Raw genomic sequence first — 14,076 nt, forward strand, 5'->3', positions numbered from 1 at the left:
CCCCGGTCATCAAACCGTCACGGCGCTGCCACAAAGGGGAAACCGGGGGGCGGCAGGCTGGGGCAACCTCCAGCGGAGCCTTGCCCATGTTCAACGTCGATACCCTGCTGGGGCAGCATCTGCCCCGCCTCGCCACCCAACCCCTGATCCGTCCCCTGCTCCGGCAGGGGCTGCGCTGGCTGCTGCACGAGGAGGCCTTCACCGAGTTTGCCGAGCGCCATCCTCACCTGCGCGGCCTCGACTTCGTCGAGCAGGCCCTAGGCGCCCTCGATTTTGACTACTGGGTGAGCGAGGCCGAACTCGAGAACATCCCCGCCAGCGGCCGGGTCATGATAGTCGCGAACCACCCCATAGGATCCCTGGACGGGCTGGCCCTGCTGCGCCTGCTCGGCCGCATCCGCCCCGACGTCAAGATAGTGGCCAACCAGTTGCTGGCGGAGATCCGTCCCCTGCGCCCCCTGCTGCTGCCGGTGGACAACCTGGGGGGCAAGACAGACAGGCGCGCCATCCTGGCCATGGGGGAACACCTGGCACAAGAAGGCGCCCTCATCATCTTTCCCGCCGGCGAAGTGTCGCGCCTCGGCCCCAAGGGGGTGAAAGACGGCCCCTGGCAGGGGGGCTTCATCAAGCTCGCCAGACGCACCCGCACCCCGCTGGTGCCCATCCATCTGGACGGGCGCAACGGCCTCCCCTTCTATCTCGCCTCCTGGCTCCACAAGCCCGCCTCCGCCCTGCTGCTGGTGCGCCAGCTGTTTCGCCAGCAGGGGCGGCGCATCTCCCTCACCCTGGGGGAGCGCATCCCGCCCCAAAGCCTCGGGGAGCTAGCCCCCAAGACAGCGGCCGCCCTGGTGCGCCGCCACCTCTATCGCCTCGGCAAGGGGAAGAAGGGCCCCCTGGCGACCGAGGCCCCCATAGCCCTGCCGGAGGAGCGCCGTCAGCTCAAGCAGGCCATAGACGGCTGCGAGCTGCTCGGACAGACCCCGGACGGCCAGCGCATCCTGCTCTATCGTCGCCACGAGCAGGGCCACTCTGTGATACTGCGCGAGCTGGGGCGGCTGCGGGAGATCGCCTTTCGCGCCGTGGGGGAAGGCTCGGGCAGGCGGCGGGATCTCGACGCCTTCGACGATGACTACCACCACCTCATCCTCTGGGATCCGGCCCGCCTCGACATCATAGGAGCCTACCGCTTCGCCCCCGTGGCCGAGCTGCTGGCGCGCAAAGGCCTGAGCGGCCTCTACAGCCACACCCTGTTCGGGTTTGAAGAGAGGCTGCTGCCCCGGCTGGAGCAGGCCATCGAGCTTGGCCGCAGCTTCATCCAGCCCGCCTACTGGGGCAAGCGGGGGCTCGACTATCTCTGGTTCGGCATCGGGGCCTACCTGGCCCGCTACCCCCAGTATCGGTATCTGTTCGGGCCCGTAACCCTCTCCGGTAGCCTGCCGCCCGCGGCCAAGGATCTGCTGGTGGGCTTCTACCGCCAGCACTTCGCCCCCGAGCTTGCCCTTGCCCCCTCGCGCCGCCCCTATCCCGAGACGGCGCCCCTGTTCGAGGGGGCCGATTACGGCGCCGATCTCAAGGCGCTCAAGGCCCGCCTCGACCACCTGGGCTGCGCCATCCCCACCCTCTACAAGCAGTATTCCGAGCTGTGCGAGCCGGGGGGCGTGCAGTTCATGGACTTTGGCATAGACCCTGACTTCAACCACTGCATCGACGGCCTGGTGTGGGTGGACGTGAGCCGCATCAAGCCCCACAAGCGGGCCCGCTACATAGGTTCTCCCGCGAGCGGGACCGACGCCCCGTCGCCTGCCGCCGCCTGACCCCGGGCAAAAAAGAGAGGGAGGCCTGCGCCTCCCCCTCTCATTCAACCCCTTGTCCCTGACCTACTCGCTGGCAGGCTTGCGATCGGCGTGGCCGAGATCGCGCTCCGGGGCTATGATGTCGCGCACCCGCTGCTTGATCTCTTTGGCCTCGGGGAAGCCCTCGTCGGCCACCCTGTCCCACACCTGTATCCCGTTGACCAGGATGCGGAACTCCCCCTTGCTGGCGGGCACCAGCGCCACCTCGCCGAGATCGCTGTCGAAGGTGGAGAGCAGCTCCTGGGCCAGCCAGGCGGCGCGCAGCATCCAGCGGCAGAGGGTGCAGTAGCGGATCTCGATGCGCGGCTTGCTGACCGGGGTCTGTCGTTCTGTCATGCGATGACTCCATGAAAATCGGTTAACCAGTGGCGGGCTATGGTCTGCATGGTGGCCTGGGGCAGCTCGAGCAGGCCGGGTGCCGGCCGCTGCCCGGCCAGCTGGTGCACCCCTTCGATGATCTCCGCCAGCACCAGATAGACGTACTCGCCGATGACGGCGCCGTGGACGAAGTTCACCGCCTCGCCGCGATTGAGCAGGAAGATGGTGCTGCCATCCGGGCGCGTGAGCGCCAGCACATGGGGGCACACCTCCTCGCTCGGCCAGGGCAGTTGGGAGAGGCAGAAGGCGAACTCGTCGTCCGCCGAGGTGACAGAGGCCACCATGGCGCCGGGGCGCAGCGCCTGCAAGTCGGCGATGTCCAGGGCCCCGTTGCCGGTGCAGCAGATCACCAGCTCGGCGCGGCCGAGGGCTTCGGCCTTGTTCACCAGCTTGAAGCCGTGGGAGAGCGCCTCCACCTGGCGCAGGGCATCCGTCTCCACCAGCTCCAGGTGCAGGTTGCGGCAGCGCAGCTCGCGGGCGATGCTGCGCCCCACCTTGCCATAGCCAAACAAGGCTGCCTGGCAGACGTTGAAGGTACGCCTCAGGGTGCGCGCCAGGGACTCGGCGGAGTAGACCACGCTCAGGCCGATCTGGATGTCTTCCGCCTGCTTGAGGGGGCTGCGCGCCACCGAGATGACGGGGGCGGCCAGCAGCTCCTGTTCGTAGCGCTGATGGCCGTTCTCTGTCATCTCCACCACCCCGAGAAAGCGCTCGCCGAAGTGTTCAGAGAGTACCGCCTGGGTCTTGGCGAAGTAGCCGCCTATGTCCAGGATGATGAGCCGCTCATGCTCCCGCACCAGGGGGGCAATCTGGGCAATGACGCCCTCGGGATCCGAGGTCCAGTGACGATTGAGGGGCAGCACTGGGTAGTGCTGCTGAGCCCAGGCCAGGGTAGGTCCGTGCACGGACTTGGGTTTGGGCAGTATGGCGCCGACCCGCCCCACCCGGTCGAGCACCTGGATGAAATGGGGTCGGTCGGGGAGCAGGTGGGTCACCAGCAGAATGCAGAGATCCCCGAGGCGTCCCTGCTCGGTGAAATGGCGAAAAAACAGATGCTCAGATCCCTGACTGCGCAACTGTGGCCTCCTTAGCGTGCCGCGAGAAAGCAGGCAAACAGAACCCGGCATAGCCGGGTTCTGTGTGTGTCCAGATAATTGAAAATCCTTTTTATCTGAAAGCACCATGGGGCTCAATCTTTATCTGTGCAGACTTTGACTAACCCATCAATTTATAAGGTAATAGTCTGTTTTTCATGCAGAAATTAATAAAGTGATGCCTCTGGCCAGACCCACCACAGACTCAAACCAGCACCAATTGCCCCTACCAGGATCAGCAGACCCCAACGAGACAACCCCGGGCGCTTGCGCAGGGCCCACTCCAAGAGCGGCAGCAACCAGACCGGCAGCAGCACCAGCAGCGGCACTTCCACATATTGCCAGGCCAGCATCTGCACGAAGGCCAGCGCCAGCGCCAGGGCGGCCGGAGTCACCTTGATGCCCGCAAAGGCACCGAGCAAGGCACGGAAACCGGCGAAGGCGGCCAGGGCGCCCGCCAGCTGGGCGATCAGCAGGCTGCCATCGATGCCGATGACCAGCGCCAACCAGATGAAGCCCAGGGCAAAGCCCAGCCCCTCCTCGCTGTCACCGCGCCAGCCCGTCCAGCCGAACCAGGCGATGGCGGGCAAGAGTGCCAGCCAGATGCGCGGCTCGATGTCGAGCACCGAGGCCAGCCCCTGCCACCACACCAGGGCACCGACCACGGCGAACAGTGCCAGGGCTATGCCCTTGTCTGCCAGTTGCAGCGCCACGGCGGGCACCAGCAGGCACAGCGGCAGCCACTGCCACGCCTTGACCGGCAGGCCATAGGCGCCGCCCAGCAGGCAGCCCACCAGCCAGAGCGCGAGCGCCCCCCACAGATACCCCAGTCGCGGCCAGCGCCATGACAGCAAAGCGGCCCCTAAAGGAGCCGCCAGGGTTTGTAGCAAGAGTGCTGCGCCCATTACTTGCGCACACCTTCGACGAACAGGTTGATGCTCATCTCATCCGGAATGCCCGGCAGCATGTAGTTCACGCCAAAGTCGCTGCGCTTGATGGTGGTGGTGGCGTTGAAGCCGCTGCGGTAGCCGCCCCAGGGATCCTTGCCTTCGCCGATGTGGACCATGTCGAAGGCCACGTCCTTGGAGACGCCGTGCAGGGTCAGGGTGCCCTTGAGCACGCCCTTGTCCTTGGTGCCTTCATAGCCGGAGCTGACGAAGGTCATCTTGGGGTACTGCTTGACGTCCAGGAAGTCGGGGCTGCGCAGGTGCTTGTCGCGGGCCTCGTGGTTGGAGTCCACGCTGGCGGCGTCGATTTCGAAGCTCGCCTTGGCGGCGGTCGGATTGGCATCATCCATGCTGAAGGTGCCGCTGAAGGTGTTGAACCGGCCGACCAGCTCGGAGAAGCCGAGGTGGCCTACCTTGAACTGGACTGTGGTGTGAGCCGCATCGACATCGTAGTCGGCCGCCATCAGGGGAGCCGCCATAAACAGGCAGGAAGCCAGCAGGGCCTTGGTCATTTTCATTCCGATCGTTCCTTCATTGGGGGGTTCACATCGATACCCGACATGCTAACCTCCGAGCAGGAATGGATAATCATCGATTTATTAAAATAATTATCAACCGAGAGTGGAATATGGATCAGATAGCCGCCATGCGCACCTTCATCAAGGTGGTGGAGTGCCAGAGCTTTACCAAGGCCGCCCATCAGCTCGGCATCTCGGTCGCCATGACCTCCAAGCTGATGCAGCAGCTCGAGGAGTCATTGTCGACCCGGCTGCTGTCACGCACCACCCGCCAGGTCAACCCCACAGAGGCGGGCCAGTTCTACTACCAACGCTCCCTGGCCCTGCTGGCGGAGCTGGAAGAGACCCACAGCCAGCTCACCCACAACAACCAGCAGCCCCAGGGTACCCTCAAGCTCTCGGTGCCCATGGACTTTGGCTACCTGCACCTCTCCCCCGCCCTGCCACTGTTTCGGACGCGGTTTCCCGAGCTCAAACTGGAGATAGAGTACAGCGACCGGCGGGTGGCCCTGGTGGAGGAGGGATTCGATCTGGCGCTGCGCATCGGCAACCTGCCGGACTCCTCCCTGGTGGCCAAGCCGCTGGCCACCATGAAGCTGGTGGTGTGCGCCAGCCCCGACTACCTGGCCCGCAGGGGCACCCCAAAGACCCCGGAGGATCTCAAGCAGCACGACTGCCTCATCTATACCCTGACCCAGCCGGACTGGGTCTTCAAACGGGATGGGGAGCAGCTAAGCGTGCGCCCGCAAGGGCCCCTTCGCGCCAACAACGGGGTGGCGCTGACCCGGGCCGCCTGCGACCACCAGGGCATCATATTGCAGCCCACCTTCATCGTCGGGGATGCGCTGCGCTCAGGCGCCTTGGTGCCCCTGTTGCCGGAATGGGAGAAGGGACAGGTGGGGCTCTATGCCCTCTATCCGCACCGCCGTTTCGTCTCGGCCAAGGTGCGCTGCTTCATCGAGTTCGTGCAGGAGCGCTACCTGGCCCCCCACTACTGGGACAGGGAGGTGTGAACTAGCGCGCTGGGCCGGTCGACAGTGGCAGCTCGGCCACCAGCAGTGGCCCGCTCAGCGTCAGCTGCCAGCGCGGCAGGCGTCGGTGCAGGGTGGCAAGCTGCTCCTCGCTCGGCTCATAGGGCAGGGTGATATGCAGGCAATGACAGTCGAGCATGGCCGCCAGTTGCAGGATCAGGGTGAGGTTGGCCTCGTCGGTCTTGTGCTTGTTGATGCGCTTGCCGATCTCGTGGCGAAAGTGGGTCTCGGGATCCTGGGTCATCGCCTGCCAGCCGTAGCCAAACAGCGGGATGAAGGAACTGACGATGCCGAGCGCGGTGAATGGCCGCTTGGGCGGATGGTAGAGCGCATTGAGATCCAGCAGGATAGGAGTTAGATGCAGCTCACGACTGCCGGACAAAATGTTATTACTCATTGGATAACCCTGTTGATTCCACTAGACTGCGCCGCATATTTGACCTGACATGCCAACGAGGTGCTGATGCTAAGCGATATCGAGATCTCCCGCCAGTCCCCCCGTCTTTCGATCCAAGAGCTGGCCAAGCGCCTCGCCATCCCACCCCATCTGCTCTACCCCTATGGCCACCACAAGGGCAAGCTGAGTCTCGCGTTGCTCAAGCAGCCCGCCGCGCCGGCCAAACGGCCGGGCAAGCTGGTGCTGGTGAGCGCCATCACCCCCACCCCGCTCGGTGAGGGCAAGACGGTCACCACCCTCGGCCTCTCCATGGGGCTCAACCACATAGGCAAGGCCAGCATCGCCACCATCCGCCAGCCGAGCCTGGGCCCGGTGTTCGGGGTCAAGGGGGGCGCCGCCGGGGGCGGCCTGGCCCAGGTGGTGCCCATGGAGGAGATGAACCTGCACCTGACCGGGGACTTTCATGCCCTGAGCGCCGCCCACAATCTGGCGGCGGCGGCCCTGGATGCCCGTCTGTTCCACGAGCAGAAACTGGGCGAGCAGTTCAGCGCCAGGACAGGCCTCTCGCGCCTCGAGATAGACCCGGCCAACATCCTCTGGCCGCGCACCCTGGACATGAATGACCGCGCCCTGCGCCACCTCACCCTAGGCCAGGGCGGCCCCGCCGACGGGGTGGAGCGCTCCGATCGCTTCGTCATCACGGCCGCCTCCGAGCTGATGGCCATTCTGGCGCTGGCCAGCGATCTGAAAGACTTGCGCGCGCGCATCGGCTGCATCCAGCTGGCGCTGGACAGCCGCGGCAACCCCATCACCGCCGAGCAGTTGGAGGTGGCGGGCGCCATGACGGTGCTGCTCAAAGACGCCCTGCAACCGACCCTGATGCAGACCACGGAGCAGACCCCGGTGCTGGTGCACGCCGGCCCCTTCGCCAACATAGCCCACGGCAACTCCTCGGTCATCGCCGACCGCATGGCGCTCGGGCTCACCGATTACGTGGTGACCGAGGCGGGCTTTGGCTCCGATATGGGGCTGGAGAAGTTCTTCAACATCAAGAGCCGCCAGTCCGGCATCACCCCCGCCTGCGTGGTGCTGGTGGCCACGGTGCGCGGTCTCAAGGCCAACAGCGGCCTGCTCGACATCCGCCCGGGCCAGCCGCTGCCGGCCAGCCTCCAGGGGGAAGATTTGCCGACCCTCAAGCAGGGCTGCGCCAACCTCGCCTGGCATATCCGCAACGCCCGCCGTTATGGGGTGCCCGTGGTGGTCGCCATCAACCGCTTCCCGAGCGACAGCCAGGCCGAGCTGGATCTGCTGGCCCGCGAGGCGCTGGCCGCCGGCGCCTGTGACGCCGCCATCTCCCACGCCTTCACCGAGGGGGGCGCGGGCGCCAGCGAGCTGGCCCGGGCCGTGGTCGCCGCCTGTGCGCTGCCAAGGGACGTCAAGCTGCTCTACCCAAACGAGATGAGCCTCGGCGCCAAGCTCGCCACCCTGGTGGAGTGCGGCTACGGCGGGCGCGGGGTGCGGCTCTCGGACAAGGCGCGCCAGCAGTTGGCGCGGCTATCGGCCGAGGGCTGGGATCACCTGCCCATCTGCGTGGCCAAGACGCCGCTCTCCATCAGCCATGATCCTGCCATCAAGGGAGTACCGACGGACTTCGAGGTGCCCATCGAGGAGGTGAGGCTCTGCGCCGGTGCCGGTTTCGTCTATGCCCTGGCGGGCCCCATCATGACAATGCCTGGCCTTGGCAGCCTGCCGGCCTATCGCCATATCGATATCGACGACGACGGCGAGATTATTGGACTGAGCTAAGAACCCTGTTGGCAGTCTGCCGGCTTATCGCCATATCGACATCGATGACGACGGCGAGATAGTGGGACTGAGCTAAGAACCCTGTTGGCAGCCTGCCTTCCCTAAGCGTCATATCGACGACGACGGCGAGATAGTGGGCCTGAGCTGACGGCGACATAGTCAGCCCCAAGCAATACGCCAGAAACAACAAGGCCCCACCAATTGGCGGGGCCTTGTTGTTTCTGGACCATGGGCTTAGAGGGTGAAGCGCTGGGTCATATGGTGCAGGTTGTTGGCCAGCTTGCTCAGCTCGACACAGGCCTGGGCGGTCTGCTGCGCCCCCTGGGCGTTCTCGTCGGCGGCATTGTGGATGTTCACTATGCTGCGGTTGAGCTCCTCGGTCACCGCGTTCTGCTCTTCGGTAGCGGTGGCGATCAGGGTGTTCATGTCGCTGATCTGGGTGACGGCGCCGTTGATGCTGTCGATGCTGCCCCCCGCTTCCCGTGCCAGTCCGACACTCTCCTGCATCTGCTGACGGCTCAGCTGCATGGCGTTGCCCGCTTCGGCGGTGCGCTCCTGCAGCAGCGCTATCATCTTGCTAATCTCGGCGGTGGAGGCCTGGGTACGCTGGGCCAGGGAGCGCACTTCGTCCGCGACGACCGCAAAACCACGCCCCTGCTCGCCGGCCCGGGCCGCCTCTATGGCCGCGTTGAGTGCCAGCAGGTTGGTCTGCTCGGCGATGCCGCGAATGACATCCAGCACCATGCTGATGCTGGCGCTGTCCGCTTCCAGTTGCGACACCACTGTGCCCGCCTGCTCTATCTGCTGGGACACCTGCTCTATGCTGCCGATGGCGCTGCGCACCACCTGGTTGCCCTGGGTCGAGGTGCGGGAGGCATCCTTGGCCGCGCTCATGGCATCCGTGGTGTTGCGGGCCACCTCATTGACGGTGGACTGCATCTCGTTCATGGCGGTGGCCACCTGGGACACCTCGCTCTGCTGGCTGGCCATGCCCTTGGCGGACTGCTCGGAGATGGCGCTCACCTCCTCCACAGCGCTGCTGAGCTGGCTCACCGAGCCGGCTATCTCGCTCACCAGGTCCGCCAGCGCCCCCTGCATGCGGTCGATGGCCGAGCCGAGCTGACCCAGCTCGTCGCGGTTGAAGCGACTGCCACGGATCCACTCCTGCAGCTCCCCCTTGCCGAGATCGCCGCCCGCGATGCGCTGGGCCTGACGGGCCAGCATGATGAGCGGGTCGCGGATCTGGCGGGTCAGCACCACAGAGAGCGCGATCACCAGCGCCAGACCGACCAGCAGGGCCAGGGTGACGCTCAGCTTGGCGGAGTCATACGCCCCCACCACCACCTTGCGGGAGGCGTCGGCATAGCCATGGTTGATGCGTACCAGATCACCAACCGACTTGGCCAGGTTGGTGTAGAGGGTGATCCCCTCCCCCATGAAGAGGTGCTGGGCCTCGATCATCTGCCCTGAGTCCTGCATCTGCCTGATGCGCTGGTGCAGGCCGAGGTATTTCTCCCAGTCCGCCTTGACGATGTCGAAGGTGCGGCGCTCCTCCACATCCTCCGCCCAGATGGTGGCATCGTGGGCTGCTATCTGCTGCCCGGCCTCCCTCAGGCTCTTCTCGCTCTCATTGCGGTAATGGGCATGCTGCTGGGGATCGTCCGCCACCAGAAAGACATCCAGCTCATAGCGGCGCACCGCATTGATGGTCTCCCCCAGGGTGCTGGTGCGCACCACGGCGGGCAGTATGCTGTCGGTGAACCCGGTGGCGGCCCGGTTCATGGTGCTGAATTCAAACAGTGAAAAACCGCCGATAAAGGCCATCATCAGGCCGAGTACGGCAAAGCCGGCGGTGAGTTTCTTGCCTATCGTCATGGTGTTCATGGCATGTCCTGCATATGGGTCATCAAGTGGCATTCGTCGGCGCTGGCCCTTTGAGGCGCGAGCACGCTAGCTGCCATCCATAGCAGTCATTCAAATCTCATCCGTATCGGCACGGACGAGGGGGCCAAACGGGTGTCAAACAGACCATCTCGCGGCACGGTGAGCTGTATCGGCGCACGCGGGCATCCCTTTAGGATTTTTTCAGAAAATAAACCGGGGTGGGCAGACGGGAGGACAGAAGAAGTCGGGGCATGTCGGTGGGACATGCCCCTGGGTGACTAGCCTTTCAGGCCACCGAGAAACTCGGCACGGGTGTCTGGCTGGGTCTTGAAGACGCCGCCGAGGGAGGTGGTGGTGGTATAGGAGGTCGAATCCATCACCCCACGGGCCTTCACGCAGAAGTGGGTCGCCTTGATGCTGATGGCCACGTCCCTAGTGCCGAGCAGGGTCTGCAGCGCCAGCAGTATCTGCTGGGTGAGCCGCTCCTGCACCTGGGGACGGCGGGCGAAGAACTGCACTATGCGGTTGATCTTCGACAGCCCGATCACCTTGCCACGGGGGATGTAGGCCACGTGGGCCAGCCCGTCTATGGTGACGAAGTGGTGCTCACAGGTGCTGGTGAGACTGATGTCTCGCACCATGATCATCTCGTCCACCTTCATCTTGTTCTCGATCACCGTCACCTTGGGGAAGGTGGCGTAGTCGAGGCCGGAAAAGATCTCGTTCACGTACATCTTGGCGATGCGGTGCGGCGTCTCGGCCAGACTGTCATCGGCCAGATCCAGCCCAAGCGTCTCCATGATGGCGCGCATATGGCCTTCGATGTTTTCCTTCTTCTGCTGGCCGTTCAACCCATTGGCCACCAGTGGTGTCTCCAGGCCCTCGGCCTCGAGCGCTGCCCTGACCAACAGGGCTTCCTGGCTAAAGCTCGTCATCTTGTTTCTCTCCCACGCTCAGGGACTGTGCTGGCCATCGACGTGGTGCCGTGGCGCAATGTTACAGGGCGATTATTGTCATAATTCAAACTAACTCAAGCCCGCTACCCGACTTTATGCCAAACCGCCCCGTTTTACCCTCTCCCCCCCTCCCCGTTCGGGGGGGCATAGGGTCAATGGTCCGGCAACTCCCCATGCCCCCCTGCCATGCCACCCACAAGGAGGTAACTCAAGGGAATGACAGCCCCTCTCATCGCGGCAAAAGCGGCTTTCTCCCCCTTCCTGCGCGATCCGCCTGCCCATGGGGGCAGATTTTTGGGATAATCCGCCCCCTATACACCAGAGAGGTCATGATGATGGGATTCGATACCGGTGCACTCCTCCCCTTGGACAAGGCCCTGCAAGGGATGCTGGAACAACTCAGCTGCCGCTGCGAGACGGAGCAGTTGCCGCTGCCCCAGGCGCTGGATCGGATACTGGCCGAGGAGATAAGCTCCCCCCTGTCGGTGCCCCCCTTCGACAACGCCGCCATGGACGGCTATGCCCTGCGCCTGGCCGATCTCGCCGCCGGCACTCCGCTCCCCGTGGCGGGCAAGGCCTTCGCCGGTCAGCCCTATGAGGGCGAATGGCCGTCCGGTCACTGCATCCGCATCATGACAGGTGCCCCTGTGCCCGCGGGCACGGAGGCGGTGGTGATGCAGGAAGAAACGCAGGAAGGCGCCAACGGGATCACTTTTCTGACGACCCCCTTCCTTGGCCAGAACATCCGCCGCCGTGGCGAGGACCTTGCCGAAGGGTCCCGGGTGCTGGCCAGCGGCCTGCGCCTCAGCCCCCGGGAGCTGCCGCTGCTGGCCTCCTTGGGCATCGCCACGGTGACGGTGCGCCGCCCCCTCAAGGTCGCCATCTTCAGCACGGGGGACGAGCTCAAACCCCTAGGAACCCCCCTCGCCCACGGCGACATCTATGACTCCAACCGTTACGCAGTCAATGCCATGCTGACCCGCATGGGCATAGAGTGCCTGGATCTTGGCATCATCCCCGACGACCCTGCTCAGCTTCGCGCCGCCTTCATCCAGGCCGACCGCGAGGCCGATGCCCTGATCACCACGGGGGGCGTCTCGGTCGGCGAGGCGGACTTCACCAAGCAGTTGCTGGAGGAGCTTGGCGAAATCGGCTTCTGGAAGCTCGCCATCAAGCCGGGCAAGCCCTTTGCCTTCGGCCGCCTGCCAAACGCCTGGTTCTTCGGCCTGCCGGGCAACCCCGTCTCCGCCATGGTCACCTTCGATCAGCTGGTGCAACCGGCGCTGGCCAAGCTGGCCGGCCACCACTTCGCGCGCCCCCTGCCGTTGCAGGCCATGGCTGCCGAGCCCCTCAAGAAGGCGCCGGGGCGTCTGGACTTCCAGCGCGGCATCCTGAGCCTTGGCCCGAACGGCCTCGAGGTGCGCAGCACCGGCTCCCAGGACTCCGGCGTCTTCAGCTCCCTGTCCCGGGCCAACTGCTACATAGTCCTCGAGCAGGCGCGGGGCAAGGTGGCCGCCGGTGAGACGGTGACCGTCGAGCCCTTCTCGGGGCTGCTGCTGTGAGCGAGATCCTGAGCGATGCCGAGCTCCTTCGCTACAACCGTCAGATAGTGCTCAAATCTTTCGATTTCGAGGGGCAGGAGGCGCTCAAGCAGGCGCGGGTGCTGGTGATAGGCGCCGGGGGCCTGGGCTGCGCCGCCAGCCAGTACCTGGCGGTGGCCGGGGTCGGCCACCTCACCCTGGTGGATTTCGATCGGGTGGAGCTCTCCAATTTGCAGCGCCAGGTGCTGCACAGCGACGAGCGCATCGGCATGTACAAGGTGGACTCCGCCGCCCTGGCGCTGCGGGCCCTCAATCCCTGGCTCGAGGTCGAGACTCACGCCCTCCTCGCAGACGAGGTGCTGCTCGATGCCCTGCTGCCCAACCACCAGCTGGTGCTCGACTGCACCGACAACGTCGCCATCCGCAACCTGCTCAACCAGCGCGCCCGCCAGCATCGGGTGCCCCTGGTATCCGGCGCCGCCATCCGGCTGGAGGGGCAGTTGTGCAGCTTCACCTGGCAGGCGGACGAGCCCTGCTACGCCTGCCTCAGCGCCCTCTTTGGCGAGCAGTCCCTGACCTGTGTCGAGGCGGGCGTACTCGCCCCCGTGGTCGGACTGGTGGGTAGCCTGCAGGCGCTGGAAGCCATCAAGCTGCTGGCGGGCATGGGCAAAAACCACAGCGGCCGCCTGCTGATGATCGACGGCCTGGGTGGCAGCTTTCGCGAGATGAAGCTGCCCAAGCGCCCGGACTGCCCGGTCTGCTCCCAGCCCTGAGTGGTAAAACGCACCCACAACAAAGCCGAACCCAGGGGTTCGGCTTTGTTGTGCCCATGCAGGCTCAGTGAGTCGCCAGGATCCGTTGCAACAGATGATTGAACCCGGCGGGATCTTCCGCGGGCCAGGCGTGATGGCCCTCCGGGGTATGGATGCTGGCGTTGGGCAGGGAGGCGAACTGCTCCACCCGTTTGGCGAGCGGCAGGTAGTCGTGACTGGTGGAGATGATAGCCACCGGCTGCCAAAGGCTGCCGAGTCGGGCACGCACCGACCAGCCGGGCAGCGCCTCCAGCAGCGCACGATAAGTCTTTTTTTTGTTGCTGCGCACGAAGCGCAGCCGGAAGGTGTGGCGCACCGGAGCGAGCTCGGGGCCGGGGAAGAGCTCGCGCCCCAGCCACCAGGCCAGCGGCCGCATGCCAAACCAGCGCAGCCACTTGAGGCGCATGGCATGGCGCTCCTGCTCTTTCGGCGTCTCCAGCAGAAACTCGCTGAAGCCGTTGACCAGCACCAGCCCCCGCACCTTGTGGGGCAGTCGCAGCGCCAGCTCCAGCGCCACCATGGCGCCCAAGGAGAGCCCCACCACCCAGGCGGGTTCCGGCTGCTCCTCGAGCCAGCGGGCCACGTCCGCCGCCAGGGTGGGCACATCGAAGGGGCCCTCCTGCATGCTCTGGCCGTGGCCGCGCAGATCCAGCGCCACCACCCGGTAGTGCTGGGAGAAGTGCTCGATCTGGGCCTGCCAGTCGAGGCTGGAGGAGCCAAGGCCGTGCAGCAACAGCAGCAAGGGGCCCTCCCCTGCGCTGCGCAAGGCCAATCCATGGGATTTCATTACCTGGTTGCGACGCACCCGCGCTCTCCCTCTCGACTCGATAGCGGCCACCGACGGCCTTGCTGCCCATGC

13 protein-coding genes are annotated in these 14,076 nt (G+C 65.2%); 5 read left to right on the plus strand and 8 right to left on the minus strand.

All coding sequences use genetic code 11. The features are described 5' to 3' along the window. Positions 1 to 86: 86 nt before the first annotated feature. On the plus strand, positions 87 to 1,814 hold the full coding sequence (locus Aeroheme_RS13725; RefSeq protein WP_411166040.1) for a lysophospholipid acyltransferase family protein: 1,728 nt from the start codon (positions 87 to 89) through the stop codon (positions 1,812 to 1,814). A gap of 63 nt (positions 1,815 to 1,877) precedes the next feature. Here the strand turns inward: Aeroheme_RS13725 and Aeroheme_RS13730 are convergent, their stop codons facing one another. The 4 genes from Aeroheme_RS13730 to Aeroheme_RS13745 form a co-directional block, all read right to left on the minus strand. Then, positions 1,878 to 2,189, minus strand: coding sequence for a SelT/SelW/SelH family protein (locus tag Aeroheme_RS13730; RefSeq protein ID WP_168235429.1), 312 nt, complete (start codon positions 2,187 to 2,189; stop codon positions 1,878 to 1,880). After that, a complete protein-coding gene (locus tag Aeroheme_RS13735; RefSeq protein ID WP_163138133.1) occupies positions 2,186 to 3,307 on the minus strand; it encodes an adenosylhomocysteinase in 1,122 nt (373 codons plus the stop codon). Before Aeroheme_RS13735 ends, Aeroheme_RS13730 begins: the two co-directional genes overlap by 4 nt. Before the next feature lie 185 nt (positions 3,308 to 3,492). Beyond that, positions 3,493 to 4,230: a hypothetical protein gene (locus Aeroheme_RS13740; protein WP_408836536.1), complete on the minus strand. Its 738-nt coding sequence runs from the start codon at positions 4,228 to 4,230 to the stop codon at positions 3,493 to 3,495. Beyond that, on the minus strand, positions 4,230 to 4,790 hold the full coding sequence (locus Aeroheme_RS13745; RefSeq protein ID WP_025326429.1) for a YceI family protein: 561 nt from the start codon (positions 4,788 to 4,790) through the stop codon (positions 4,230 to 4,232). Before Aeroheme_RS13745 ends, Aeroheme_RS13740 begins: the two co-directional genes overlap by 1 nt. 110 nt (positions 4,791 to 4,900) lie before the next feature. Here Aeroheme_RS13745 and Aeroheme_RS13750 point away from each other — a divergent pair, with 110 nt between their 5' ends. Then, positions 4,901 to 5,803: a LysR family transcriptional regulator gene (locus Aeroheme_RS13750; RefSeq protein WP_171275794.1), complete on the plus strand. Its 903-nt coding sequence runs from the start codon at positions 4,901 to 4,903 to the stop codon at positions 5,801 to 5,803. Between the two features lies 1 nt (position 5,804). Here the strand turns inward: Aeroheme_RS13750 and Aeroheme_RS13755 are convergent, their stop codons facing one another. Then, the gene (locus Aeroheme_RS13755) at positions 5,805 to 6,218 is read right to left on the minus strand and encodes a hypothetical protein (protein ID WP_411166041.1); all 414 of its coding nucleotides are present in this window, start codon (positions 6,216 to 6,218) and stop codon (positions 5,805 to 5,807) included. A gap of 66 nt (positions 6,219 to 6,284) precedes the next feature. Here Aeroheme_RS13755 and Aeroheme_RS13760 point away from each other — a divergent pair, with 66 nt between their 5' ends. Next, positions 6,285 to 8,024, plus strand: a complete 1,740-nt coding sequence (locus Aeroheme_RS13760; RefSeq protein ID WP_411166042.1) for a formate--tetrahydrofolate ligase — start codon at positions 6,285 to 6,287, stop codon at positions 8,022 to 8,024. Positions 8,025 to 8,258: 234 nt separating this feature from the next. On the opposite strand, the gene Aeroheme_RS13765 is transcribed toward Aeroheme_RS13760, so the two are convergent. Both Aeroheme_RS13765 and folE read right to left on the minus strand, forming a co-directional pair. Beyond that, positions 8,259 to 9,908 carry a methyl-accepting chemotaxis protein gene (locus Aeroheme_RS13765; protein ID WP_411166043.1) on the minus strand — a complete coding sequence of 550 codons (1,650 nt, stop codon included), beginning with the start codon at positions 9,906 to 9,908 and terminating at the stop codon, positions 8,259 to 8,261. Positions 9,909 to 10,186: 278 nt separating this feature from the next. Continuing rightward, positions 10,187 to 10,843 (minus strand): GTP cyclohydrolase I FolE, encoded by a 657-nt coding sequence (gene folE, locus Aeroheme_RS13770; RefSeq protein WP_106887327.1) that lies wholly within the window; start codon positions 10,841 to 10,843, stop codon positions 10,187 to 10,189. Positions 10,844 to 11,199: 356 nt separating this feature from the next. On the opposite strand from folE, the gene moeA reads away from it, so the two are divergent. Both moeA and moeB read left to right on the plus strand, forming a co-directional pair. Further along, positions 11,200 to 12,426, plus strand: a complete 1,227-nt coding sequence (gene moeA, locus Aeroheme_RS13775; protein WP_411167251.1) for a molybdopterin molybdotransferase MoeA — start codon at positions 11,200 to 11,202, stop codon at positions 12,424 to 12,426. After that, positions 12,423 to 13,178, plus strand: coding sequence for a molybdopterin-synthase adenylyltransferase MoeB (moeB, locus tag Aeroheme_RS13780; RefSeq protein WP_411166044.1), 756 nt, complete (start codon positions 12,423 to 12,425; stop codon positions 13,176 to 13,178). Before moeA ends, moeB begins: the two co-directional genes overlap by 4 nt. 64 nt (positions 13,179 to 13,242) lie before the next feature. On the opposite strand, the gene Aeroheme_RS13785 is transcribed toward moeB, so the two are convergent. After that, positions 13,243 to 14,022, minus strand: coding sequence for an alpha/beta fold hydrolase (locus tag Aeroheme_RS13785; RefSeq protein WP_167402274.1), 780 nt, complete (start codon positions 14,020 to 14,022; stop codon positions 13,243 to 13,245). Positions 14,023 to 14,076: the final 54 nt, after the last annotated feature.

This window comes from Aeromonas sp. DSM 116730, from assembly GCF_046581335.1.
GTDB classification, from domain to species: Bacteria; Pseudomonadota; Gammaproteobacteria; order Enterobacterales; family Aeromonadaceae; genus Aeromonas; species Aeromonas rivipollensis.